Origin of the sequence: Pelagimonas sp. KU-00592-HH (genome assembly GCF_040369695.1) — a bacterium.
Classification (GTDB): Bacteria; Pseudomonadota; Alphaproteobacteria; order Rhodobacterales; family Rhodobacteraceae; genus Shimia.
Genome location: NZ_BAABWM010000003.1, coordinates 138,845 through 164,097, shown reverse-complemented (window position 1 = coordinate 164,097; position 25,253 = coordinate 138,845). Strand labels below are relative to the sequence as shown.

At 59.1% G+C, this 25,253-nt stretch carries 20 protein-coding genes; 8 read left to right on the top strand and 12 right to left on the bottom strand.

The window, feature by feature from the left end; all coding sequences use genetic code 11:
* Nucleotides 1-7 precede the first annotated feature (7 nt).
* Nucleotides 8-1,483 (top strand): P-loop ATPase, Sll1717 family, encoded by a 1,476-nt coding sequence (locus ABWV42_RS13150; RefSeq protein WP_353340544.1) that lies wholly within the window; start codon nt 8-10, stop codon nt 1,481-1,483.
* Between the two features lie 120 nt (nt 1,484-1,603).
* Here ABWV42_RS13150 and ABWV42_RS13145 read toward each other — a convergent pair whose 3' ends face one another.
* Entirely contained in the window at nt 1,604-2,017 is a 414-nt protein-coding gene (locus ABWV42_RS13145) for a hypothetical protein (protein WP_255105943.1), read from the bottom strand.
* 62 nt (nt 2,018-2,079) lie between these two features.
* Nucleotides 2,080-2,514 (bottom strand): hypothetical protein, encoded by a 435-nt coding sequence (locus tag ABWV42_RS13140; protein WP_353340543.1) that lies wholly within the window; start codon nt 2,512-2,514, stop codon nt 2,080-2,082.
* A gap of 221 nt (nt 2,515-2,735) precedes the next feature.
* Between ABWV42_RS13140 and ABWV42_RS13135 the strand changes: the two genes are divergently transcribed.
* Entirely contained in the window at nt 2,736-3,476 is a 741-nt protein-coding gene (locus ABWV42_RS13135; RefSeq protein WP_353340541.1) for a hypothetical protein, read from the top strand.
* A gap of 43 nt (nt 3,477-3,519) precedes the next feature.
* Here ABWV42_RS13135 and ABWV42_RS13130 read toward each other — a convergent pair whose 3' ends face one another.
* The 4 genes from ABWV42_RS13130 to ABWV42_RS13115 form a co-directional block, all read right to left on the bottom strand.
* Entirely contained in the window at nt 3,520-4,086 is a 567-nt protein-coding gene (locus ABWV42_RS13130) for a PA14 domain-containing protein (RefSeq protein WP_353340540.1), read from the bottom strand.
* Between the two features lie 44 nt (nt 4,087-4,130).
* Entirely contained in the window at nt 4,131-4,790 is a 660-nt protein-coding gene (gph, locus tag ABWV42_RS13125) for a phosphoglycolate phosphatase (RefSeq protein WP_353340539.1), read from the bottom strand.
* 64 nt (nt 4,791-4,854) lie between these two features.
* Nucleotides 4,855-5,778: an MBL fold metallo-hydrolase gene (locus tag ABWV42_RS13120; RefSeq protein WP_502930965.1), complete on the bottom strand. Its 924-nt coding sequence runs from the start codon at nt 5,776-5,778 to the stop codon at nt 4,855-4,857.
* 163 nt (nt 5,779-5,941) lie between these two features.
* Nucleotides 5,942-7,171 carry a urate hydroxylase PuuD gene (locus ABWV42_RS13115; RefSeq protein ID WP_353340537.1) on the bottom strand — a complete coding sequence of 410 codons (1,230 nt, stop codon included), beginning with the start codon at nt 7,169-7,171 and terminating at the stop codon, nt 5,942-5,944.
* A gap of 102 nt (nt 7,172-7,273) precedes the next feature.
* On the opposite strand from ABWV42_RS13115, the gene ABWV42_RS13110 reads away from it, so the two are divergent.
* The 5 genes from ABWV42_RS13110 (at nt 7,274) to lpdA (ending at nt 15,734) form a co-directional block, all read left to right on the top strand.
* Nucleotides 7,274-8,176, top strand: coding sequence for a LysR family transcriptional regulator (locus ABWV42_RS13110; RefSeq protein ID WP_255105923.1), 903 nt, complete (start codon nt 7,274-7,276; stop codon nt 8,174-8,176).
* A 352-nt stretch (nt 8,177-8,528) separates the two neighbouring features.
* Entirely contained in the window at nt 8,529-9,869 is a 1,341-nt protein-coding gene (locus tag ABWV42_RS13105) for a uracil-xanthine permease family protein (RefSeq protein WP_353340535.1), read from the top strand.
* Between the two features lie 186 nt (nt 9,870-10,055).
* Nucleotides 10,056-12,710 (top strand): pyruvate dehydrogenase (acetyl-transferring), homodimeric type, encoded by a 2,655-nt coding sequence (aceE, locus tag ABWV42_RS13100; protein ID WP_353340534.1) that lies wholly within the window; start codon nt 10,056-10,058, stop codon nt 12,708-12,710.
* A 23-nt stretch (nt 12,711-12,733) separates the two neighbouring features.
* Nucleotides 12,734-13,990: a dihydrolipoyllysine-residue acetyltransferase gene (gene aceF / locus ABWV42_RS13095; RefSeq protein ID WP_353340533.1), complete on the top strand. Its 1,257-nt coding sequence runs from the start codon at nt 12,734-12,736 to the stop codon at nt 13,988-13,990.
* Between the two features lie 13 nt (nt 13,991-14,003).
* Entirely contained in the window at nt 14,004-15,734 is a 1,731-nt protein-coding gene (gene lpdA, locus ABWV42_RS13090) for a dihydrolipoyl dehydrogenase (RefSeq protein WP_353340532.1), read from the top strand.
* Between the two features lie 206 nt (nt 15,735-15,940).
* Here the strand turns inward: lpdA and ABWV42_RS13085 are convergent, their stop codons facing one another.
* From ABWV42_RS13085 to mgtE, 6 genes are all read right to left on the bottom strand, one after another.
* Nucleotides 15,941-17,716 carry an SLC13 family permease gene (locus ABWV42_RS13085; protein WP_255105909.1) on the bottom strand — a complete coding sequence of 592 codons (1,776 nt, stop codon included), beginning with the start codon at nt 17,714-17,716 and terminating at the stop codon, nt 15,941-15,943.
* 44 nt (nt 17,717-17,760) lie between these two features.
* Entirely contained in the window at nt 17,761-18,651 is an 891-nt protein-coding gene (locus tag ABWV42_RS13080; protein ID WP_353340531.1) for a DMT family transporter, read from the bottom strand.
* A complete protein-coding gene (locus tag ABWV42_RS13075; RefSeq protein ID WP_255105906.1) occupies nt 18,648-19,466 on the bottom strand; it encodes a TIGR00282 family metallophosphoesterase in 819 nt (272 codons plus the stop codon). The genes ABWV42_RS13080 and ABWV42_RS13075 overlap by 4 nt, the downstream gene beginning before the upstream one ends.
* A gap of 103 nt (nt 19,467-19,569) precedes the next feature.
* On the bottom strand, nt 19,570-21,567 hold the full coding sequence (locus tag ABWV42_RS13070; RefSeq protein ID WP_353340530.1) for a DEAD/DEAH box helicase: 1,998 nt from the start codon (nt 21,565-21,567) through the stop codon (nt 19,570-19,572).
* A gap of 183 nt (nt 21,568-21,750) precedes the next feature.
* Complete coding sequence (locus ABWV42_RS13065) at nt 21,751-22,308, bottom strand: 5-formyltetrahydrofolate cyclo-ligase (RefSeq protein ID WP_255105896.1); 558 nt, start codon at nt 22,306-22,308, stop codon at nt 21,751-21,753.
* Between the two features lie 17 nt (nt 22,309-22,325).
* Nucleotides 22,326-23,717, bottom strand: a complete 1,392-nt coding sequence (gene mgtE, locus ABWV42_RS13060; protein WP_353340529.1) for a magnesium transporter — start codon at nt 23,715-23,717, stop codon at nt 22,326-22,328.
* Nucleotides 23,718-23,961: 244 nt separating this feature from the next.
* Here mgtE and guaD point away from each other — a divergent pair, with 244 nt between their 5' ends.
* On the top strand, nt 23,962-25,251 hold the full coding sequence (guaD, locus tag ABWV42_RS13055) for a guanine deaminase (protein ID WP_353340528.1): 1,290 nt from the start codon (nt 23,962-23,964) through the stop codon (nt 25,249-25,251).
* The last annotated feature ends 2 nt before the right edge of the window (nt 25,252-25,253 follow it).

Genomic DNA, 25,253 nt, shown 5'->3' with positions numbered 1-25,253 from the left:
TTGAAACGTGAAACTATCAGAACTTTACTTTGGCGACCTTGAAGCTTTTGACGAAGCGAAGAACGAAACAGATTTTTTTTCCAAAACCTTTGTCGTACCTCTCTCTCTGAGTATGCAATCGCTCAGAAATAATCGTAGGTTTATAGTAGTAGGCCGGAAGGGAGCAGGTAAGACGGCTGTGCAGATGCGCCTCGCGTCCGAATTGGAGCAATCCGGGTATTTTACTTTGTTTTTTCGATTTGCAGAAGACTTACGCGCGGATGACTACAGCGAAATTTCCAAGACTCAAAGCCATATCAGCTTGGCGGACGTGGCCAACCCGAAGCAGTTATTCCTCCATTACGATTTTCGAGACGTTTGGGAGAGGACGTTCTTCAATCGAATTGGAAACCTGCTACTTGAAGCAGGTTATCAAAACAAATTCACACGTTTTGTAAGCCCTGCACACTCCCCCCTTCAGAATATTTTTGCTGGTCTTACACGCTCCCTTTCTATCAAACTAAGTACAGACGCTGGCGCGATTGCCGCCGAAGTCGGCGTAGATCTTTCCAAACTCGAGAAACCTGACGAAATTTCTCTTAAAGAGTTCAACCGTGTTGCTAGAAGACTATTTGTAGAGAGTTGCGCTCAATACCGAATGTACTTTTTTATTGATGAGCTCGTTTTCTCAAAATTAGACGCCCTAGAGGATGAAATTCGTATTCGAGCCGCAATGGTGAGAGACATTGTAAAGACTTGCAGGGAATTAAATAACTTTGCAAACCAGAATGATCTGGATTTTCATTTTATTTGTACTCTTCGCCCCGAAATTCGCAATTTAATCAACGACTTTGATTCGGAAATCGGCAAGGTTGTCGATGGGCGAGACGTGGCCCTAACTTGGTACATTGACGGGGAGGACGGAACATCACTTCTCGAGAAGGTTTTTAATCTCAAAGTAGCTCATTCGGTGGACGGCCTGTCTCAAACGCCATTAGACGTTTCTCAATTTGTAGACAGAAGCGTGACGTTTGGAAAACACAAAATGACCGTTTCAGAATTTCTGAAAACGAACACTTGGGGTAGGCCGCGCGATGTTGTCAGGCTGCTGCTGGCTATCGCAAAAATGAACCCAAACTCAAAACGAATTGGCGAACAACAAGTGAAAGCCTCGTTGGACGAATACTCTAGAGCATCTGCAAAAGAACTTATAGATGAACTTAGCGTGGTGCACGGCAAAGCAATTCTTCATGCGCTTAGAAAAGGAATTACAAAAAAGACATACGATGACGCCGACGAGCTTCTCAAGGCTCTCCCAATTCCCAATGTGAACGAAGAGCGTTTCCTGACAGAACTATTCGAACTCGGATTAATCGGAGGCTTTCAACCTGAAACTGGGAATTACTTCTGGGCTCATCGCGGCGAGAGTTTTTTGCATCCACAAATGAAAATTCGAATTCACCCAGCCCTTTGGAACGAATTCGGGATTAGAGGATACGACTGACTAGGCGCGACCAAGACACTGTGTGCGCACTCGTCAATTCGAGAGAGAGGTTCTTGAAGGAGAAACCAGCTTAATGAACACCTTGGAGGTATTGTCGCTGCGGTTTGCGGGAATACACCCTCAGATCATCCGGTTGCGGATTGCTGTCCGGTTGCCGTCGCGTTTGGCGATCGCCCGCAGGGTCTCGATCACCGGGCAGCGTTCGATGTCAAAGCCCGGATGGTCCACCGGCGCGCCGTTGCGGTCGCGGAAACAGTGGCTGCGGTTGCGGCAGGTGTTGCAGCTTTCGACCAACAGCTTAGCCTGTGTGTTGGGATGGGCGATCTGCTGTTTGCTAAGGCCAAACAGGTGCCCCATCCGCATCAGCCTGCGCGCTACGTCGGTCGAATTGGCGTATTCGTCGATCAGCGCCCCAAGGCCCAGCGTGTCGCGATGAAGACTCACCTTCGCGCGCGCCTGTTCTTCGGTCAGAGGTTTGTCCAGCGGCTTGATGAACCAGGCCCAAACCCGCGATGCAGTTTCTTGTCCCACCATGTCACTACTCAATCATCACGTCTTCTTTCCCAGCCCTACACAACCATAGGATTATGGTGAAATTATGATCGTCCGAGAAATTTTGGCATCCGGAACATCTGGTGCTTGATCGGCGCGCGGTTGCCATCCCGTTTCGCAATCTCGCGGTAGGTCTCGATATTGGCGCAGCGCTCCTTGTCAAAACCCGGCGTGCTGGTCCACTTGTGGTCGCGGTCCCTGAAACACCGGCCGCGCATCGAACAGTTGTTGCAGCGCAGAACAAGCATCCGCCCTTGCGTGTTGGGATGGGCGATCTGCTGTTTGCTCAACCCGAACATCCGCGACATCCGCAGCATCCGCATCGGCACTTCATCGTGTTCGGCGTATTCCTCGAACAGTTCCTCAAGCCCCATCTCATCATCCAGCGGATCACGCGACAGATGCGGATTGGGATGACCAAGTTCATGGTGCGGAGCGCGACCGCGCCCTGAAAATAGCTTCTTAATATGTCCCAGCATGACTGCTCCTTTCCTGCTAGGTAACCCCTCACTCTCCTCAAAATTGTTCTTACCTAGGGTAATTTATACCTTAAGAATATGCCGCAAATGTGGCAGGCCGACAGAATGACGTGAATTTGCGTCACCCCTCTTGCGGAGTACACACCCGCGTGAGGCCGGTTGCCCCTGCACAGCCCCGCTCCCTAAACTCTCCCCTGACCCAACCCGTCTCAGGTGCCTGCATGAACTTTGTCGTGGACAACCAACTCCCTCTCCTCCTTGGCTGTTTCGCCACAGGGATCGTCGCAACAGCCTTCCTGTTCCGCCTGCCAAAATCCTCCCGCGCCTGGAAAATCGCCGATCTCGTCTGGGTTCTTCTTGGCGGCATCGGCGCCGTCACTGCCATTCTCGCCGGCATCTACACCGAGGACACGGCCCGCCTCGACCGCCAGATCGACATCGCCTACACCGCCAGCCACGAATTCGACGCCGACGCCGCCCGCTTCCGGCTGCGCTACTGCCTCTCCGCCACGGATGACCATGTCAGCACCCTGTGCGAAAAGGTCGAATTCCTCTCTGCCTCGACCGCAGGCAACAGCGACCTTCCCCTGTTCCTGACGGTCACCCGCGCCGCGGCCCCCCTGCAAGGTTTGAACTTTCTTGTCGGGCGCAGCGAGATGCCAGAAATGCAGGAAACCGCCAACGCCTTTGATCCGGCCGAGTTCCTGGCTTTCGAGCCGCGCGACGCGATCACCCGCCCCGCCCTCGCAAATGTGCGCCTGTCGCAGCCGGTGATCGCCGCCGACTTCCAGATTCTAGCCGATTCCTATGACGAGCTGATCACACAGGTCAGCGAGCTGAAACAGGAATGGGAGTTCCTTCAGGACAACGCCCTGATCCTCGTGCTCCAGATCATCGCCCTATGCCTCGTGGCCTTCGCAGCCCCTTTCAGGCTTGGCAAATCCCTCGTGGAACTGATCTAGCCGCCGGCCACGAAAAAGGCGGCGCATTTCGGCCGCCCGCTCCCTAGTATCCGAAAACCGCGTTGGACACCTGCTTTCGCTTCGCCCCGTCCTTGCCCATCTCCATCTGAAGGCAACTGGTGCCCATCCGCTGGAAATAAACTGCCGAAAGCTTGTACCAGCCGGCGTCCTTGACCTCGACCCGGCGACGCCCCGCGCTGCCACAGGGCGCGCGCTCGTCCAGCTTGGCAATCCGCTGCCCGCCAAGCGACAGATCCAGACCATCATTCGAGAACATCTCGATCTCGTACACACCCGGCGCATCGAACTTCATATAGCCGTTGATCCGCGCTGCCACCACATAGGCCTTGTCCGAGGTCATGACCTTGGCACCTTCACGAGTATCAGGATAGTCCAGCCCCGCCAGCGGGCGCCCTGCCACGCCTTCTTTCTTCAACGCGGTGCGCGCATCGCTCAGGGTCTTCACATCAATCGGATAAGCATAGGTCACCGCAAGGCCGGATTTCACCGACTTCGGCTGGGGATCGGCAAGTTCAAGAACCGGCGGCCCGGCCATCGCCGCACCTGCTAGCCCAAGAACCATCGCCGCCGTAAGCATCGCTTGTTTCATCATTCACTCCCTGTTTTGCCCAAGACTAGGCAAAACAGGGCGCGTCAGGCAACGTTTGCAAAGCTGTCTGATACGATTTTCACCAAGTCGTCATAGTCCGAGAACACCGCGTTATGCGCAATCTCGTCAATTTCGCGCTTGCGATACCCTTCCGAGAACAGCGCAAAGGGGATTGCCGCACGCTGCGCCGTTTCCCCGTCAATCTCGCTATCCCCCACAAACACCACCTGCGTGGCGCCGATTTTCTCCATCGTGGCGATCAGCGGGGCCGGATCGGGTTTGCGCTGCGCCAGCGAGTCCCCTCCGATCACACCTTCAAAGAAATGATCGATCCCCATCGCCATCAGAACCTTGACCGCCGGGCCAAAGGGTTTGTTGGTGCAAACCCCCATCCGGTAGCCCTTGGCCTTCAAGGCAGCCAGCGCCCCTTCGATTCCGGGATACAGGCGCGAGTGGGTCAGGTCCGCTGTTTCATAGACCTGCAGAATATCCGCTGTTAGGCGCGCATGATGTTCCATGCCCAAACCAAGATGCAGGATGACGCGCTCGGTCAGCTTGGGAAGCCCGTCGCCCACAAAGGACTTGATCGTATCCACATCAAGCGCTTCCTGGCCTTCCTCGGCCAGCACGCGGTTCACCGACGCCTGAATATCCCAGACGCTATCAACCAGCGTTCCATCAAGATCGAAAATCACTGCCTGCATGATGGCCTCCTGTCTGCCCTGCCCCGTCATATCCGGGCAAGGCGCACAGGTCTACTGTTCGGGGTCACGCCCCCTGAGGCACAAAGCGATAGGCGTCGCCCGTGCGTTCGACATGTCCCATGCCGCCGCCCGGGAGGTGATAGCCGATGATCCGCGTCTTTTCGGCGCTCATCTGGTCCAGAAGGCTTTGCCGCGTGGCCGCTGCGGTCTCCTTGTCCTGATCCGACCCCGAATGCCAGCCCGGCGCGGCAAAGGCCACGTGGTGGTTGCCGATGGAATCCCCCACAACCATCACGCTCTCGCTGCCCGACCGCAGCTCGAATGCCATGTGGCCTGGCGTGTGCCCGTATGACGCCCGCGCCATCACCCCCGGCAGAATTTCCTGCCCCGCATCAAACAGGGTAATCGCGTCTTCCAGAACCTCCATCCGGCGCTTGGCCCCAACGGCCATCGTGGTTCGGGCTTCCTCGATGGTGTTCACGGTCTCGGGGTTCCACCAATAATCCCACTCGGACCGCCCCATCATGTGAACGGCCTCAGGAAACAGCGGATCGTCAAAATCATCCAATGCGCCCCAAAGGTGATCCGGGTGGCAATGGGTAAAGACAACGTGGGTCACATCCTCGACCGCCACACCTGCTTCGTCCAGCGAGTCCACCAAAAGCCCTGCGCTCTCCTGAAACGCCGGACCCGAGCCCGTATCAAAAAGGATTGTGCGCTCACCGTCCTGAAGCAGCGTTACATTGCATTCAGGCGTCAACGGCCCGTCGCCAATCCCGTTCGCAGCAAGGATCGGCGCCAGCTTGTCTTTCGGCATCGGCCCGAAAATGAATTCCCCCGGCAGGTTCAGATTGCCATCCGACAGTGTCGTGATTTTCATGCTGCCGATCTCGGCCATATCCGAGGCCAGCGCCAGCTTGCCTCCCATGCCGGCCAGGGCCGTTCCTGCAACTGCCCCCTGAAGCAGTTGTCTCCGCGTCATTGCCATTTGAATGATCCTCTCCTCACCTAGGCGAATTGCCTACATGCTGACATTCAAATGTGTGAATTACAATATCTTCATTTTTTGGAAACACCGGTAAACGCCCATCGAGACGGATACTGCACCTCCGTAATACCGACGTAATACCGACGTTGCACCGACGCGGGTTTCAGCCCCGCTGCGCCGCCTTGAACCACCGCACGATGGCCGCCCGTTCTTCGGGCTCCATCCAGCTCACATTGGCCGGCGGCATGGCCGTGCTCAGCCCGGAATGCAAATAGATCCGCTTGGCCTGAAAAGCAATTTCTTGTGGAGTTTCAAGGAGTACCTGCTTCGGCGCATGGCCAATCCCGTCAAAGCCCGGCTCTCTCGCATGGCACATCGAACACCGCCCCAGCACGATGTCGATCACCTCTTCAAAGCCCTCCGCTTCCGCATAAATCGCCTCCGCCGGCGTAAACGCCCGCGCCTCCTCCTCATCATAATCCGTCCCCCCCGGCCCCGCCGACGAAAGCAGGATGATCGCTGCAAACAAGGCCGCGGTCGCGCCCCAGGTCCACCACTTCATACCGCCGCGCGCATGCATCGTGTTGAAGAAATGCCGGATCGTGACGCCCATGAGGAATACCAATGCGGCGATGATCCAGTTGTACTCGGTCGCGAAGGCCAAGGGATAATGGTTTGACAACATGAGGAAAATCACGGGCAAGGTGAGGTAGTTGTTGTGCGTCGACCGCAATTTGGCAATCTTGCCGTACTTCGGATCAGGCTTTCGCCCCGCCTTCAAATCCGCCACCACGATCCGTTGATTGGGCATGATGATGAAAAACACGTTCGCCGTCATGATCGTTGCCGTGAAAGCGCCCAGATGCAGCATCATGGCGCGGCCCGTGAAGACTTGTGTATAGCCCCACCCCATGACTACAAGCAGCACAAACAACAACAGCATCAAAGCTGTCGGATTCTGCGCCAGTCTGGATTTGCAAAGGCGGTCATAGACCAGCCAACCGATGGTTAGTGAAACCGCTGAAATGCCGATCCCCTGCCAAAGGCTCAGCTCCGACTTGGTGGCATCGATCAGGTACATTTCGCCGCCAACCCAGTAGACAGCCATCAGAAGCGCCGCACCACTCAGCCAGGTCGAATAGCTTTCCCATTTGAACCATGTCAGGTGTTCAGGCATTGCCTCCGGCGCCACGAGGTACTTGCGGATATGATAGAACCCGCCACCGTGCACCTGCCACTCTTCTCCATCCGCCCCGCCAAGCTCACCATCGCGACGCAAACCCAGATCCAAGGCAATGAAATAAAAAGAAGATCCGATCCATGCGATAGCCGTAATCACATGCAACCAACGCAGGGCGAATTCCACCCAATCCCACAGGAACACAAAATCCATACCCGGCCCTTCCGTGACTTTTTCGCAAATTAACGTGACACACGATTATCCGCTATCGTAGAAAAAACCCGAACAGCTTCAAAGAAAACCAAAAAATAACAAATGTCCTACCTCGACAATATCCGAACCTTCGTCCGTGTCTATGAATTGGGCAGCATGTCCGCAGCCGCCCGCGATCAACGTATCTCGGCGGCGGTGGCCTCGTCGCGAATTTCCCAGCTGGAAGAATACCTTGGGGTCAGGCTTTTCATGCGCACCACGCGACAGTTGAATGCAACGGAACAGGGTCAGATATTCTACTCGGGCGCCTGCAAAATTCTCGAAACCATCGACGAGGCAGAGGCCGCGGTCTCATCAGTCACCCAGTCGCCGCGCGGCACTTTGTATGTCGCCGCTCCACTGGGGGTAGGACGCCGCTTGATTGCCCCACATATACCCAGCTTCAAGAAAGCCTATCCCCTTGTTGACCTGAGATTACGCCTGTCGGATCGAAAGCTGGATCTGACCGCCGAGGGACTGGACGTGGCGTTTTTTCTTGGTCTGCCCGAGGACAGTACGTTGCGCATTAGGAAAATTGCAGATTGTCCCCGCATATTGTGCGCATCGCCTGCCTATATTCAGGAACGCGGCATGCCCACGCAACCGGAAGACCTCATTAACGGAACGCACGATGCACTTAATCTTCGTTATCCCGGGGCACCCGAATTTCAGTGGCAGCTCCAGACGCAAGACGGCACCAAAAAATTTGCCGTAAAGGGTCCGTTTGAAACTGACGACGGAGACGTTTTGACGAATTGGGCACTTGACGGGCAGGGCATTGTTCTCAAACCCGTTTTTGAAGTGGCCGAACACCTCAAGTCCGGCTCTCTTGTGCCCGTGTTGACGGATAATCTCCCAATTCCCATCCAGATGGCCTGCCTCTATACGCATCGCCGTCACCAGGACCCCAAGACCCGATTGTTTATCGATCACATGGTGGAACGTATTCAGCAAGAGCTTGTCTGATCCGAGCCAATCCAAGGCTCCCGCAGAACAAAAAATCCAAAGTTTGTAAACACCTGCCCCATCGTTAGGGGGCCACATTTTTGCGCGGCGCCCAAATTTCGGCCGGCCTGCCCCAAGCCGCATCACAAGTCACAAAGAGAACTTTCAGGAATTCCTTGAAAGTCCTGCTTACAGCTCTGCTGTAGGATGCGTCGACACCGCTACCAGGGATCTGCGCAGCCTTATCACGCGCCCGGTCAAAAGCATCTTTGGTGGCAGGCCTCCGATGGCAGGGTCCCCGACCCGGCCAAATCACCCAAAGCCGCACGTCAAACGAAGGCGGCGAACACCCCATACAACAGGAGAAAAACGTATGGATACGACTACGACAGGGACGACACCAAATCTCAAGGATCCCAACTACACCCCTCCACTGGCACAGGCTGTGCCGCTTGGGTTGCAACATGTCCTGGCGATGTTTGCCTCGAACGTGACGCCCTCCATTATCGTTGCCGGGGCCGCTGGTCTTGCCTTTGGCGGCGCGGAGCAGGTTTACCTGATCCAGATGGCAATGCTATTCGCGGGCGTTGCCACGCTGTTTCAGACAATCGGCATGGGCCCGATCGGCGCACGCCTGCCCATCATGCAGGGCACGAGCTTTGCATTTGTCGGCGTTCTTGCCGGTGTGGCTGCCACGCAGGGACTTGGGGTCGCACTCACGGCCTGCATTATCGGCGGGGCAATTCACTTTGCACTTGGCTCGGTGATCGGTAAGCTTCGCTGGCTGTTCCCCCCGCTTGTCACCGGCCTGGTCATTCTGGCCATCGGGCTCTACCTAATCCCGGTCGCAATCAAATATGCCGCTGGCGGCGCGGCCAAGTTCCAGATGGAAGCAGAGAGCTTTGGCTCGCTAATGCACTGGTCGGTTGCCCTGACGGTGGTCATTGTTGCCTTGGGCGTAAAGTTCTTTGCCAAGGGCACGCTTTCGAATGCGGCGATCCTGATCGGTCTGATCGCAGGCTATATCCTTGCCTACTTCCTCGGCATGGTGAATTTCGCCGCCGTTGGCAAGGCATCCTGGGTCACGGGTATCACACCACTGCCCTATGGATTTGAGTTCAGCCTTGGCGCCGTGATTGCGGTGACGCTCGTTTCCGTGGTTTCGGCAATCGAGACCGTCGGCGATGCTTCGGCAACCGCAAAGGCCGGTGCGGGGCGTGATGCTACCGACGCCGAAATTCAAGGTGCGACCTACGCTGACGGTCTGGGAACCGCAGTCGCGGGCGTATTTGGTGGTCTGCCAAATACCTCCTTCAGCCAGAACGTGGGCATCGTTGGCATGACCGGCATCATGAGCCGTCACGTCGTAACCATCTCGGGCCTGATCATGATTGTCTGTGGCCTGCTTCCCAAGATCGGCGCCATCATTGCCTCGATGCCTCTGCCGGTTCTTGGTGGTGGCGTGATCGTGATGTTCGGGATGGTCGCAGCCGCAGGCATGAACGTTCTGTCCGAAGTCCAGATGAACCGCCGCAACATGGTGATCATCGCCGTGTCGCTGGCCGCAGGCCTGGGTCTGAACCTTGTCCCCACTGCGGTTCAGTATCTTCCCGGTGTGGTCAAAACTCTCATGACGTCAGCCGTGGCACCGACAGCTCTCTGTGCTGTTGTTCTGAACCTCGTTCTCCCACATGAGGACAACTCGGCGACCTAGACAGCCCCACATCAAAAAAATCAAAGGCGCTGTGACGGTCTTCACAGCGCCTTTTTTGTTTTCCAGCCCCTAAACCAAGTCTCCCATCTGACGCATGGCAGCTATGTCAGCAGTGGACTAGCTAGATTGTTTAATATTAAACTATAAGCAAGAAACGCCACGTCAATCAGGAGGAGGACGCTGCGAATGGCGACCCAATTCGAAGACATCGACCCAATTGAAAGCCGTGAATGGCAAGAAGCCGTCGAAGATGTAATTGCACGCGACGGTGCCGAACGCGCCCATTATTTGCTGGATAAAGCTGTTCAACAGGCCCGCGCATCCGGGGCCAACCTGCCCTTCTCGGCAACCACGCCCTACCAGAACACCATCCCGGCCGATGATCAGGAAGAGTTTCCCGGCGATCTGGAAATGGAATGGCGCATTCGCACCATCAATCGCTGGAACGCCATGGCGACTGTTGTACGTCGTAACAAGGAATCCAGCGAATACGGCGGCCACATCGCCTCCTTCGCCTCTTCGGCCGTTATGTATGATATAGGTTTAAACCATTTCTGGCGCTCCAAGTCTGCGATCCACGGTGGCGACCTTGTGTTCTTCCAGGGCCACGTGATCCCCGGCATCTACGCGCGGTCCTTCATGGAAGGGCGTATCAGCGAAGAGCAACTTGAGAACTTCCGTTCGGAAGTTGCCGGCAACGGCCTGTCCTCCTATCCCCACCCCTGGTTGATGCCTGACTACTGGCAGTTCCCGACCGTCTCGATGGGTCTTGGCCCGCTCATGGCGATCTACCAGGCGCGGTTCATGAAATACATGCACAACCGCGGCCACATCGACATGGCCGACCGCAAGGTCTGGTGTTTCCTTGGCGATGGCGAGATGGACGAACCGGAAAGCCGTGGCGCCATTGACCTCGCGGTGCGCGAAGGTCTCGACAACCTGATCTTCGTCGTAAACTGCAACCTGCAACGCCTTGATGGCCCCGTGCGCGGCAACCACAAGATCGTTCAGGAACTGGAAGGTGACTTCCGCGGTGCCGGCTGGAACGTGATCAAGCTCCTCTGGGGCAAGGGCTGGGATGAACTTCTCGAGAAAGACACCACCGGCAAGCTGCGCCAGCTGATGGATGAAACCGTGGACGGCGACTATCAGACCTTCAAGTCGAAGGATGGTGCCTATATTCGCGAACACTTCTTCGGCAAATACCCCGAAACCGCGAAGCTGGTTGAGGACTGGACCGACGAACAGATCTGGTCGCTGCGCCGCGGTGGTCACGACCCGCAAAAGGTCTACACGGCGTTCAAACGCGCCAGCGACACCAAGGGCACCCCGACCTGCCTTCTGGTCAAGACCGTCAAGGGCTACGGTATGGGGTCTGCCGGTGAAGGCATGAACATCACCCACCAGCAAAAGAAACTCGCCGAAGACCAACTGCGTGCCTTCCGCGACCGTTTCAAGATCCCGGTAAGTGATGAAGATCTGCCCAAGGCACCGTTCGTTCAACTGAACAACGCGCAAAAAGCCTATCTCGCGGATCGTCGCAAAGCTCTGGGTGGTGAATTCCCCAAACGCTTCCACGACGCACCGAAACTCGAAATTCCGGCACTCGAGAAGTTCGATGCCCAGCTCAAGGGCACCGGTGATCGCGAGATTTCGACGACGATGGCCTTTGTCCGCATCCTGACCACGCTGCTGCGTGACAAGAAGATCGGCAAGAACGTGGTTCCGATCGTTCCGGACGAAAGCCGCACCTTTGGCATGGAGGGCCTGTTCCGTTCGGTGGGCATCTACAACCCGGAAGGGCAGAACTATACGCCGGAAGATGCCGACCAGATGATGTACTACAAGGAATCGACCAACGGTCAGGTTCTTCAGGAAGGCATCAACGAAGCCGGCGCAATGGCAGACTGGATCGCTGCCGCTACCGCTTATTCGAACCACGGCGTGCCGATGATCCCGTTCTTCATCTACTATTCGATGTTCGGCTTCCAGCGGATCGGCGATCTGGCCTGGGCCGCAGGGGACAGCCGTGCGCGTGGCTTCATGCTTGGCGGCACCGCAGGGCGCACAACCCTGAACGGTGAAGGCCTTCAGCACGAAGATGGCCACAGCCACATCCTGGCCGGCACCATCCCGAACTGCGTCAGCTATGACCCGACCTTCCAGTACGAGGTTGCGGCCATCGTACAGCATGGTCTGAAGCGGATGTACGAAGATCAGGAAGACGTGTTCTTCTACCTCACCCTGATGAACGAGAACTACAGCCACCCGGATATGCCGATGGGTGTCGAAAACGAGATCATCAAAGGGCTTTATCGTTTCAAAGAGGTTAAGAAGCCGTCCAAGAAACACGTCACCCTCATGGGATCGGGCACCATTCTGGTTCAGGCCATCAAGGCTGCCGAGATGCTGGAGGCCGATTTCGGCGTGACTTCGGAAATCTGGTCGGCGACCAGCTACAACGAACTGGCGCGTGATTGCCAGGACGTGGCGCGCTGGAACCGCCTGAACCCGCTGGAAGAGCCGAAAACCTCTTTCGTGGCCGAGCAGCTTGCCAAGGCCAAGGGGCCGGTCATCGCTGCCACCGACTACATGAAGAACTATGCAGAGCAGATCCGCACCTGTGTTCCGGGCCGCTACACGGTGCTTGGCACCGACGGGTTCGGCCGGTCGGACAGCCGTGTAAACCTGCGCCGTTTCTTCGAGGTGGACGCAAACCACATCGCAGCAGCCGCCATGGTGGACCTGTTCCGCGAAGGCAGCATTACCAAGAAAGTGCTGGAAGAGGCGCTTGCCAAATATGACATCGACGGCACCAAGCCGAACCCGCGCCTGGTGTGATCGGGAAGAGAGGAGATTGAACAATGACTGTTGAAGTAAAAGTTCCCGATATCGGTGATTTCTCGGAAGTTCCGGTTGTTACCATCCTGGTCAGCGTTGGCGACGTGATCGCGGAAGAAGACCCGATTGTTGAGCTGGAAAGCGACAAGGCCACGATGGAAGTGCCATCGTCTGCGTCGGGCAAGGTTGTCGAGATCAAAGTCGCCGAGGGTGACTCGGTTTCTGAAGGCTCGCTCCTGCTTTTGGTGGAAGGCGAAGGCGCGGCGGCAGCCCCAGCCGAAACCGCCCCGGCAGCGGCGCCTGCCGCCGCTCCGGCAACTCCTGCGGCTCCGGCCCCTGCCCCGGCAGCGGTAACCGATGCGGGCTTTGGCAAGGCGCATGCCTCGCCGTCTGTGCGCGCCTTTGCCCGCCAGCTTGAGATCAACCTGTCAAAAGTCAACGGCACCGGCCGCAAGGGCCGTATCCTGCGCGAAGACGTCACGGCCTTCCTGAAATCCTCGACGGCCGCCGCTCCGGCAGCGGGTGGTGCGGTTCAAGGCGGCATGGGCATTCCGCCGATCCCCGCGGTCGACTTCTCGAAGTTCGGGCCGGTCGAAGACGTGGACATGCCGCGCATCAAGAAGATCTCGGGCCCTGCGCTGCACCGTTCGTGGCTCAACGTGCCCCACGTGACCCACAACGACGAGGCCGACATCACCGACCTCGACAAGTACCGCAAGGAAATGGACACGTTGGCCAAGGAAGACGGCTATCGCGTGACCCTGCTGTCCTTCGTGATCAAAGCCTCGGTTTCGGCACTCAAGCAGCACTGGGAAGTGAACTCGTCGATCCATCCCGACGGCGACAAGCTGATCAAGAAAGACTACTACAACATCGGCTTCGCGGCGGACACGCCGAACGGCCTTGTTGTTCCGGTCATCAAGGATGCCGATCGCAAGGGTCTTGTCGAGATTTCCAAGGACCTGATGGAGCTGTCGGGCAAGGCGCGCGCAGGCGAGCTGAAGTCGGCAGACATGTCGGGCGCGACCTTCACGATCTCGTCGCTGGGCGGTATCGGCGGCACCTCGTTCACCCCGATCGTGAACGCGCCGGAAGTAGCGATCCTTGGCCTGACGCGCTCGAAAATGGCACCGGTCTGGAACGGCGAAGAGTTTGTACCGCGCCTGATGCAACCGCTTAGCCTGAGCTATGACCACCGCGCCATCGACGGGGCCCTGGCCGCACGCTTCTGCGTGACGCTCAAGACCCTGCTCGGCGACATGCGCAAGCTGATGTGGTAAGGAGGACGACACAATGGAAGTTCAAGTCCCTGATATTGGTGATTTTTCCGACGTTCCCGTGATCTCGATCCTGGTTTCGGTTGGCGACACTGTCGCCGCCGAGGACCCGCTGATCGAACTGGAGAGCGACAAGGCCACGATGGAAGTGCCCTCGCCCGCAGCGGGCGTGGTCAAGGAAATCAAGGTTGCCGAAGGCGACAGTGTTTCCGAAGGCACGGTCATCATGGTGTTCGAAGGCGCAGCGACAGAAGACGCCCCCAAGGCAGAGGCACCTGCGGCTCCGACCGCACCGCAAGCCGTGGCAGCAACAGGCACCGCAACTGGCGCGGGCGACGTTCATGCCGAGGTGGTGGTTCTGGGTTCCGGCCCGGGTGGTTATACCGCGGCGTTCCGGTCGGCGGACCTTGGCAAGAAGGTTGTCCTGATCGAGAAGGACTCGTCGCTTGGTGGCGTCTGCCTCAACGTCGGCTGTATTCCGTCCAAGGCCCTTCTGCACGCGGCCAAGGTCATGACCGAGGCCGAAGAGATGGCCGATCACGGCATCACCTTTGCCAAACCGGAGGTCGATCTCGACAAACTGCGCGGCTGGAAAGAGAGCGTTATCAACCAGTTGACAGGTGGTCTTGCAGGTCTGGCCAAAGGGCGGAAGGTTCAGGTCGTCAATGGCTATGGCACCTTTACCGGGCCGAACATGATTGAGGTCGACAACGACGGCGAAAAATCCACTGTCAGCTTTGACCAGTGCATCATCGCCGCCGGGTCCGAGCCGGTGACCCTGCCCTTCATCCCGCATGACGATCCGCGCGTGATCGACTCGACCGGTGCGTTGGAACTGGAAGATGTTCCCGGTCGCCTGCTGGTTCTGGGTGGCGGGATCATCGGTCTGGAAATGGCAACCGTTTATGATGCGCTTGGCTCTGACGTGACCATCGTCGAGTTCATGGACCAGATCATTCCCGGTGCCGACAAGGACATCGTCAAGCCGCTGCAAAAGCGCATTGAAGCGCGCTATGAGGCGGTGCTGACCAAAACCAAGGTCACGGCTGTTGAGGCAACCGACGAAGGTCTTAAAGTAACAATGGAAGGTCCGGACGGCGAGAAGGTGGATACCTTCGACAAGCTGCTGGTGGCTGTCGGACGTCGCCCGAATGGTGCCAAGATCAATGCTGGTGCGGCTGGTGTGGCTGTGGACGAGCGTGGCTTTATCGCGGTCGACAACCAGCAACGCACTGGTGTGCCTCATATTTTTGCCATCGGTGACGTTGTTGGCCAGCCCATGCTGGCGCACAAGGCCGTGCATGAGGGCAAGGTTGCGGCAGAAGTCTGCGCGGGTCACAAGCGCTTCTTTGATGCGCGCGTCATCCCCTCGGTCGCCTATACCGACCCAGAGGTTGCCTGGGTGGGTATCACCGAGACGCAGGCCAAGGCGGAAGGCATCAAGGTTGGCAAGGGCGTGTTCCCGTGGGCTGCCTCGGGTCGCTCGCTGTCGCTGGGTCGCTCGGAGGGGATCACCAAGGTCATCTTCGACGAAGACGGCGACCGTGTGATCGGTGCCGGTATCGTGGGCCCCAACGCTGGCGACCTGATCGCCGAGGTGGCGCTGGCCATCGAAATGGGCGCTGATGCGGTTGATCTGGGCCATACGATCCACCCGCACCCGACGCTGTCGGAGACGGTGAACTTTGCCGCTGAAATGTTCGAAGGTACCATCACCGATTTGATGCCGCCGAAGAAGCGGAAGTGATCGGTATCGCATATCAATGACAAAGGGCCGCCCGTTTGGAGCGGCCCTTTTCGAATCAAGGGGTTAACTGGTCTGGGACCCCGAAAACCCAACGTCGGTATTACGTCGGTATCGTGACGGTATTGCGGAGGTGCGGAGTTTGGAGATTCCGCGGTTTCGCAAACGCACGTTGCCTTTTGACGAAGGAAAGGGTCTGGCCGCCAAGATCAGAGCGGCCAGAAGAACGGGATCAGAAGTGACGCAAGCAGACCAACGCTGAGGTTGAGCGGGATACCCACCTTCATGAAGTCGGTAAACCGGTAACCGCCGGGGCCATAGACCATCATGTTGGTCTGGTAGCTGATCGGTGTCGCGAAGGTGGCGCTTGCCGAGATCATCACGGCCACAACAAGGGGACGCGGGTCGATGCCAAGCGAGGTGGCGATACCGATGGCCACCGGCGTCAGGACGACCGCAACCGCGTGGTTGATGGTTTCCGACAGCACCGAGGTCAGAAGGTAGATCGACCAGACGATGAAGAACGGCGAGAGTTCCGCGATATAGGGCGTGATGGCATGGACGATCAACTCGATCGCGCCGGAGGTCTCGAGCGCCGTGGCCACCGCCAGCATGGCGAAGATCAGGGCAAGCAGGCGCCCGTCGACAAAGCCGAAGGCCTCGTCACTGTCGATACAGCGGGTCAGGAAGACCAGCGCCATCGCCAGAACCGCGAGGAGCAGGATCGGGGCGACACCAAAGGCCGCGAGGGCCACGATGCCCGCCAGCGCACCAATTGCCAGGGGCGCATGGCTTCGGCGGTAGGCACGGTCCGTGGGTTTGGACACGTCGAGCATGTTCATCTCGGTCGACAGGCGCTGAATGTCTTCGGGCGAGCCTTCGAGCAGCAGGGTGTCACCGGGCTGAACCATCAGGTCGTCAAGCTGGCGGCCGATGTTCTTGTCGCGACGGTGCGCAGCGATGACGTAGACACCGAAACGACGGCGCAGACGCAGTTCGCCAAGGCGGCGGCCAACCATCTTGCAGTTCGGCGTGATGAGGGCTTCGACTGTGGTGGTTTCAACGGCCGATACCTGATCGACGCGCTTGAGGCTCTTGTTGCGTTGCAGGCTCAGAAGTTCGGTCATCTTGGTGCGCAGGACCACACGGTCGCCGACCTGAAGGGTGACACCATCAAGGTTGCGGCGCAGCGAGGCATCGCCGCGGATCACGTCAACAAGGCGCACGCCATCACGTTTGAACAGCTGAACACCGGTGACTTCCCGTCCGATCAGGTTGGATTCCGGCGGAACCACGGCTTCGGTGAAGAACTTTTTTGAGGCCTTGTCGGACAGGAGGTCGGACATGCTGCCCCGGCTGGGCAACAGGCGGGGGGCGATGACGCTGAGGTAAAACGCGCCCCAGAGTGCGAGGATCGCAGCCAGCGGCGTGACCTCGAAAATGGTGAAGGGTTCCATGCCGCGCGAGCGGGCCACACCGTCAACCAACAGGTTGGTCGAGGTACCGATAAGGGTCAGACAGCCGCCGAGGATCGCCGCATAGGACAGCGGGATCAGCAGCTTACTGGCCGAAACGCCCAGTTTGCGCGAGAGCTGAATGAACACAGGGATCATGACCACCACAACGGGGGTGTTGTTCATGAAAGCCGAGGCGATCATCACAAACCCCATAAGGGCGCCAATGGCGATCAACGGGCTGCGTTCGGCCTGGGATTCCGCGAGTTGGGTAAACCAGTCAAGCGCGCCAGTCCGCACCAAAGCCCCCATGACGATGAACATCGCCGCAATGGTCCAGGGGGCCGGGTTCGACAGGACGTGCAGCGCCTCGTCATAGGGCAACAAGCCAAGGATCAGCAGCACCGAAGCGCCTGCGATCGCAACCACTTCTGCCGGATAGGCTTCACGCATGAAAAGGGCGAACATGCAAACCACGACGCCCATGGCGAGGTAGGCTTGAGTTGTCTGAGAAAAATCAAAAAGGTCCATTCGTCTTCCGAAATTTGCCTGCGATCACAATTGCCGATGCCCACCTAGGAGGCAAGCACATCCTTGCGCCGGGGCTGTACAATAAACATTCCAACAAGAATAAGAAGCAAAGAGGCCCATACCCAACCCGAGTAGCGTTCGGACAACAGGAGCATGGACCAGATTACGCCCATGCCGGTTACGACATAAGCGACTTGAGAAGCAAAGACTGCGCCAGCCTGTGAAACCAGCCAGACATAGCCAGTGTAAACGGCCACGTGGATGACCGCCGCCCCGAGAATTGCAAACTCGGGCGCATTCCATTCGGTGCGCGGGTCGATGAACTGGCCTGAGCCAATGGCCAGCGGCAGGGCGATGATCGCTCCGAGGACGGATGCCCCAAAGAGCACATGGCCGGGGCCAAGATCCTGCATTCCGACCTTGGCCACGATATTGCCTTCGAGCCCGTAGCAAAGCGGGGCAACCAAAGCGATGGGAATCCAAAGTGCCATGCCGGCTTCGGGCAGGCTGTCGGGGCCGACCAGAAGCACAACGCCGGCAAGGCCCGCAGCCAGCCCGCCAAGGCGCAGCCAGTCGAAACGGTCGGTGCGCAGGGCCAATGCGATGGGAAAGGCAAAGATCGGCACCAGCGAGATGCAGACCGCCATCACCCCCGCCGGGAGATGCGCCGCGGCGCGGTAGGAGAAGGTGTTCGGCAGGACCGTTCCCAGCAGCGCCACCATCAGGAAGAACCACAGCTTGCCCCGTGGCATACCGACGGGTTTGCGCCGGATCACGCGGAACAGGCCAAGCGCGACGGCACCGATGGCCATCTGCCAGAAGATCAGGCCAAGCGGCTCGTAGCCTTCGCTGACGGCGACCTTGGTCAGCGGGATGGTCAGCCCCCACCCCGACCCGAGCAGGAGCAGGATGGCAAAGAAGTGCCGCTGGTTCATGCAGGTCCGGCCTGCGTGAGGCGTCCGCCCTGACGGACCATTTCGATACGGGTGGCCGCGCCGGTGCGATCGTCGGTTTCGACATAGACGCCGGACAGCGTGGCTTCGCCCAAGGCGGGTGTAAAGCGGGCTTTGGGCATACCGGTGACAAAGCGGCGCATGGGTTCGGTTTTTTCCATGCCGATCACCGAATTGTAGTCACCGCACATGCCGGCATCGGACTGGAAAGCGGTGCCGTTCGGCAGGATCTGGGTGTCAGCCGTGGGAACGTGGGTGTGGGTGCCGACCACGAGCGAGGCGCGACCATCGCAGAAATGGCCCATCCCCATCTTTTCCGAGGTCGCCTCGCAATGCACATCGACGATGGAGGCCTGCACCATGCCGCCGCGCGGATGCTTGCGCAGGATCGTGTCAATCGCAGAAAACGGATCATCGAAGGGGCGCTTCATGAAGACCTGGCCCAGCACCTGCGCCACCAGCACCTTGCGCCCGCCGCGTGCCTCGAAGACGCGGTATCCACGCCCTGGGACATCGCCGTGGGCATAGTTCTGCGGGCGAATGATGCGCGGTTCGGTCTGGATGAACTGCATCATGTCTTTCTGGTCGAAAGCGTGATCGCCAAGGGTGATGCAATCGGCCCCTGCATCCAGCAGGATCTTGGCATGGTCGGCGCTGAGCCCCATGCCGTTCGAGGCGTTCTCGCCGTTGACTACTACGAAATCGAGCCGCCAGTCTTCACGAAGCCGCGGCAGAGTATCTTTCACGGCAGCGCGCCCCGCACGCCCCATGACATCGCCCAAAAAAAGAATTTTCATGGCCCCATGCCGTAGCCGTTTGGCTGCGCACGGGCAAGAGGGCACGACAGGTCGCGATGCGGTTTTAACGCGCCAAAGGGACGCGACCTGACGTTATGGCGGGTTACTTGCGGCCGCCCTTGCGCTTTTCTGCGGCCTTGGTTTTTGCGGCGGCGGCGGCGCGGGCCTTGTTTTTCTTGCTGTTGGGCTTGCCGACGGGCGGCGGCGGACCCTTGGGCTTGCGCGGCTTGGATGGCGCATCTGACTTGGACCGGCGCGGCATGTCGTTACCGCCCTGTTTGCCGGGTTTGCCTTGTGGTTTGCCCTGCGGCTTACCCTGTGGTTTCGCCGCGCGGTGTACGTCGGGATCGGCCTTACGGGGCGGCTTGCCCGGTTTGGACTTGCGGGTCTCGCCCTCGCCGCCCTTGGTGTCCTCACGCGGTGGGCGCGGCTTGTATCCGTCGTCCTTGCGCGGTTTACCACGATGCGGCTTGGGGCCGAACTTGCCCGACGGCTTGCCGCCAAAGCGCGGTTTGCCGCCTTGCGGGGCAAGCTTGGGCTCTTCGGCGAGACGTGTCATAGCGGCGCCGTCTTCGACTTTCATCTCGGCGCCGATGGCGGCAAGGAAGCCGTCGACACTGGCCTCGAGAATCTGGACGTAGGTCTGATCCTTCTGAACGCGGATTGCGCCGATGTCATCCTTGGTGATGTCGCCCATCTTGCAGAGCATCGGCAGGACACGGCGCGGCTCGGCCCCGGCGTCATGGCCGCCTTCGATCGAGAACCAGACGCTTGGCCCGAAATCCTTGTGCAGGGGGCGTTTCTTTTCAAACTCGGACAGCTCTTCCGGCGCGGTGTGGATCGAGTGCAGAAGGCGCAGGTACGCGGCGGCGATCTGTTCGGCGCTGAAGGCCTCTGTCAGCTTGGTGACGGTCTCGAGATCGCTTTCGGCAATAGGTTCGGCCCAGACCGGATCGGCGAACATGCGTTCCTCGTCGCGGGCCTTGACCTCATCGGCTGAGGGCGCGTTGTTCCATTCCGCGGTGAGCTTGGCCCAGCCAAGGATGCGCTCGGCCTTCTTGCGGCTTTTCTTGGTCACAACCAGCGCGCTGACGCCCTTGCGCCCTGCCCGACCGGTACGGCCCGAGCGGTGCAAAAGGGTTTCATGGTTCGACGGCAGTTCGGCGTGCACCACGAGATCGAGTTTCGGCAGGTCGATGCCACGAGCCGCCACGTCGGTGGCCACGCAGACCTGTGCCCGACCGTCGCGCATGGCTTGCAGCGCATGGGTGCGTTCGCTTTGAGAGAGTTCACCGGAAAGCGCTACGACGTTGAAACCACGGTTCGACAGGCGCGTGGTCAGGCGGTTGACCATGGCGCGGGTGTTGGCAAAGACGATGGCGTTGGGCGCCTCGTAGTAACGCAGCGTGTTGATAACGGCGTTGTCCACGTCGCGGTCGGCCACCAGCATCGCGCGGTATTCAATGTCGGCGTGCTGGGTTGCTTCGGACTTGGCAACCACGCGGATGGCATCGCGCTGATAGCTTTGGGCCAGCGCGGCGATGGATTTCGGGACCGTGGCCGAGAACAGCAGTGTCTGGCGGTCTTCGGGCGCTTCGCCAAGGATGAATTCGAGGTCTTCGCGGAAGCCGAGGTCAAGCATCTCGTCGGCCTCGTCCAGAACCACGGCGCGGATCTGCGAGAGGTCGATGCTTTCGCGCATGATGTGATCGCGCAGGCGGCCCGGTGTGGCGACAACGATATGGGCACCGCGCGCCAGGGCGCGGCGTTCATCGCGCATGTCCATGCCACCGACACAGGAGGCCACAAAGACGCCCGCTTCGGCATAGAGCCAGCCCAGTTCGCGCTTGACCTGAAGGGCCAGTTCGCGGGTCGGCGCGATGACGAGGGCCAGCGGTGCGGAGGCCGGGCCAAAGACCTCTTCTTCGCCCAGAATGGTGGGCGCGATGGTCATGCCGAACGCCAGCGTCTTGCCAGAACCGGTCTGGGCCGAAACCAGCAGGTCCGCCCCTTCGTACTCGGGGTTGAGAATGGCCTCTTGCACGGGGGTGAGCGAGGTGTAGCCGCGTTTGTCCAGCGCGGTCTGAAGGGCGTTTTTCACGACGGTGTCTTCTTTGTCTATCCGGGGGTGCCATCAAGGCAGCGTCGCATGACCCTTGCCACGGGGGCGATCATGATCTGGCCATCTCGGGGAGCGGTAAAGCCCGCGCCTTAGCCCATTGGCGCGGGTTTGTATAGGGGGGATAGGATGCGCAGGCTGCAAACCCGCCTTGCGGTGGGCCGATTATTTGAACGTGCGCACACCGCTTTCGGTGATGATCATGTCGAGCGGCTGGTCGGTGGGCTCAAGCGGCAGGCTCTCGGCTTCCTGGGCGTCGAAGGCGAAGCCGATGGCGAGCGTGGCACGGCGGGCGCGGAGGCGTTCGAGGGTGCGGTCGTAGAAGCCGCCGCCATAGCCCAGACGGCCGCCATTGGCATCGAAGGCCACCAGCGGCACGATGACGATCTCGGGGTCAAAGTAATTGTCCTCGACCGGCACCTGCGCACCGAAGGGGCCTTCGCGCAGGGGGCCGTCGGGTTCCCAGCGGGAAAACTCCAGTGGCATCGCCTCGCCCTGAATGACCGGCACGCCGACGGGGCCGTGCGCGGCGGCTTCGGCCATGGCGGGCAGCGGGTTGATCTCGGTCCGGATCGGCATGTAGCCCGCGACGGGCACGCCGCGATAGCCTGCGAGGACTTCGGAAAGATGGGCGGACTGGCCGGGTGCAGCGGCGTGGAACGCCTCTTTGCGGCGGGCAAAGGCGGCCTTGCGGGCGGCGGCCTTGATCTCGGTCAGGTCCATGAAATCCCTCGTTTTTCTTAGGTCAGAACGGCGGCGGCAAGGCCCAGGAAGGCAAAGAAGCCGACCACATCCGTGACCGTTGTCACGAAAGAGCCGGAGGCCAGGGCCGGGTCGACGCCGACCTTTTCCAACAACACCGGAATGACCGTTCCGGCAAGCCCGGCCACGACCAGATTGATCACCATCGCGACAGCAATCACATAGCCAAGCTGGGCCGAGCCGAACCAGATAACGCCAACGATGCCCATCACCACGGCGAAGGCGAGGCCGTTGAACAGGCCGACAAGGCATTCACGACGGATCACGCGCCAGACGTTGGCGCCGGTAAGGTCCTTGGTGGCGATGGCGCGCACCGCAACCGTCAGCGACTGGGTGCCGGCATTGCCCCCCATCGAGGCGACGATCGGCATCAGGACGGCCAGGGCGACAAAGCGGCCGATGGTGTCTTCGAACTGGGCAATGACCAGCGAGGCAAGGATCGCGGTCACAAGGTTCACAGCAAGCCATGGCAGGCGCTGTTTGGTGGTGTCGACCACGGTGTCGGACATCGAGCTTTCACCAACACCGGCAAGGCGCAGGATGTCTTCCTCGTGTTCCTCGTCCAGAACGATCATGGCGTCGTCGATGGTGATGACACCCACAAGGCGCTCGTTTTCATCGACAACCGGGGCCGAGATCAGGTGGTACTGGTTGAACGCATAGGCCACGTCTTCCTCGTCCTGATAGACGGGGATGACCTGAAACATCTCTTCCATGATGTCCTTGAGCAGGACTTCGCGGCGCGAGCCCATGATGCGGCCCAGCGTGACATTGCCGATGGGGCGCATGCGCGGATCGACAAGGATCACGTGGTAGAACTGTTCCGGCAGGTCGTCGGCATTGCGCAGGTAGTCGATACACTGCCCCACGTTCCAATGCTCGGGCGCCCATGCGGTTTCGCGCTGCATGAGACGGCCGGCGGATTCCTCGGGGTAGGACAGCGCCTGTTCGACGGCGACACGGTCGGCATCTTCGAGAACCTCTAGGATGGCTTCCTGCTGAGGTTCATCGAGGTCTTCGACGAGGTCGACAACGTCATCGGAATCAAGATCCCGCACCGCTTCGGCAAGGACATCGGGCTTGAGGACCGACATGACGTCTTCACGGATGTTTTCATCCAGTTCCGAAAGGATGTCACCGTCGAATTCGCGATCATAGAGTTCGATCAGGCGACGACGGTCAAAGGCGTTGATCTGTTCCAGCACGTCGGCGATGTCGGCCGGGTGCAGCGGGTCCATCAGCGCGGTCAGCTGGTCCTTGTCGTGAACCTCCACCGCATAGAGGATCGCGGAGATAACCTTGGGATCAAGCGCATAGACGTCTTCGTCGGCTTCGGATTCGGGGGTGATCTGGTCGGTCGCTTGGCTCATGGTTCACCCTCCAAGTGTTCTGCTCGTGGCCGGACAATAGGGGAAAATTCGGGGGGAACTCAACGGAAAGCGACGGAATTTTCGAGATTTTTCACAATCTTCAGGCATGTGGCTCAAGGGGACAGCGGGATTTTCTGGAAACCCTTTAAACACCTATTTTCGATGGGGCGTTTCGAGCGGTGGTCGCTTCCCGTATACCCCGAAAGGCTTTAGACTCGGAATGCGCGAATGCAAGGAGACAGGGATGAGCAAGGCAGTGCTTTTGCTGGGGCAGACGCTGGGGTTCACAGGCAACCCGTTCGACATGCCCGTCGAGGAGGCGGCGGTTTTCCGGCGGCGCGGCGGTGTTCTGGTGGAAGACGGCAAGATCGCGGCCGTGGGCGAAGGGGATGACCTGCGCGCGGCCCATCCGCAGGCTGACGTGGTGGACTATGGCGACGGGCTGATCTGCGCCGGGTTCGTCGATGCGCATGTGCATTATCCGCAGACCGGTATCATCGCGAGTTGGGGCAAGCGGCTGATTGACTGGCTGAACAGCTATACCTTTCCTGAAGAAATGCGTTTTGGCGATCCGGCCTATGCCGCCGAGATGGCAAAGCTGTATTTCGACCTGACCCGCTCGCATGGCGTGACGACGATGGTGAGCTATTGCACCATCCATCCGGAATCGGTGGATGCCTTCTTTGGCGAGGCAAGCGCACGTGGACAGCGTGTGGTGGCGGGCAAAACCTGTATGGATCGCAATGCACCAGAAGGCCTGCGCGACACGGCGCAGCTGGCCTATGACCAGAGCAAGGCGCTGATCGAGAAATGGCAGGGTATTGACCGTATTTCTTATGCGATCACGCCGCGGTTTTCCCCGACCTCGACACCCGAGCAACTGCGGGCGCTTGGCGACCTGTGGGCGGAACACCCCGAATGCCTGATGCAGACCCACCTGAGCGAACAGACCGACGAAATCGAATGGGTGAAGGGCCTGTTCCCCGAGGCGCGCGATTATCTGGATACCTACGAGGCCTTTGGGCTGCTTGGTGAAAAGGGACTTTATGGTCATGCCATCCACCTTGAAGACCGTGAAAAGGCGCGACTTCGAGAGGTTGGCGCGGGCCTGATCCATTGCCCGACCTCAAACACCTTTATCGGCTCGGGCCTGTTCGACATGGGCGGGTTGATGGCCGAGGGGCAGCGTGTGGGTCTGGCAACGGACACGGGCGGCGGATCAAGCTTTTCAATGCTGCGCACCATGGCTGCGGCCTATGAGGTGGCGCATCTGCGGCACAATTCACTGCATGCGGCACAGCTTTTGTGGCTGGGTACGGCGGGATCGGCCAAGTCGCTGCATATGGAAGACAAGATCGGCAATGTCGCAGAAGGCATGGAAGCCGATCTGGTGGTGCTTGATCTGGCCTCTACCCCCGACATCGCGCAACGCACGAACCGCGCCGAGGATATCTGGGAAGCCCTGTTCCCGACGATCATGATGGGCGATGACCGGGCGATCCGGGATGTCTGGATCAACGGAACGCGCGGATAGAA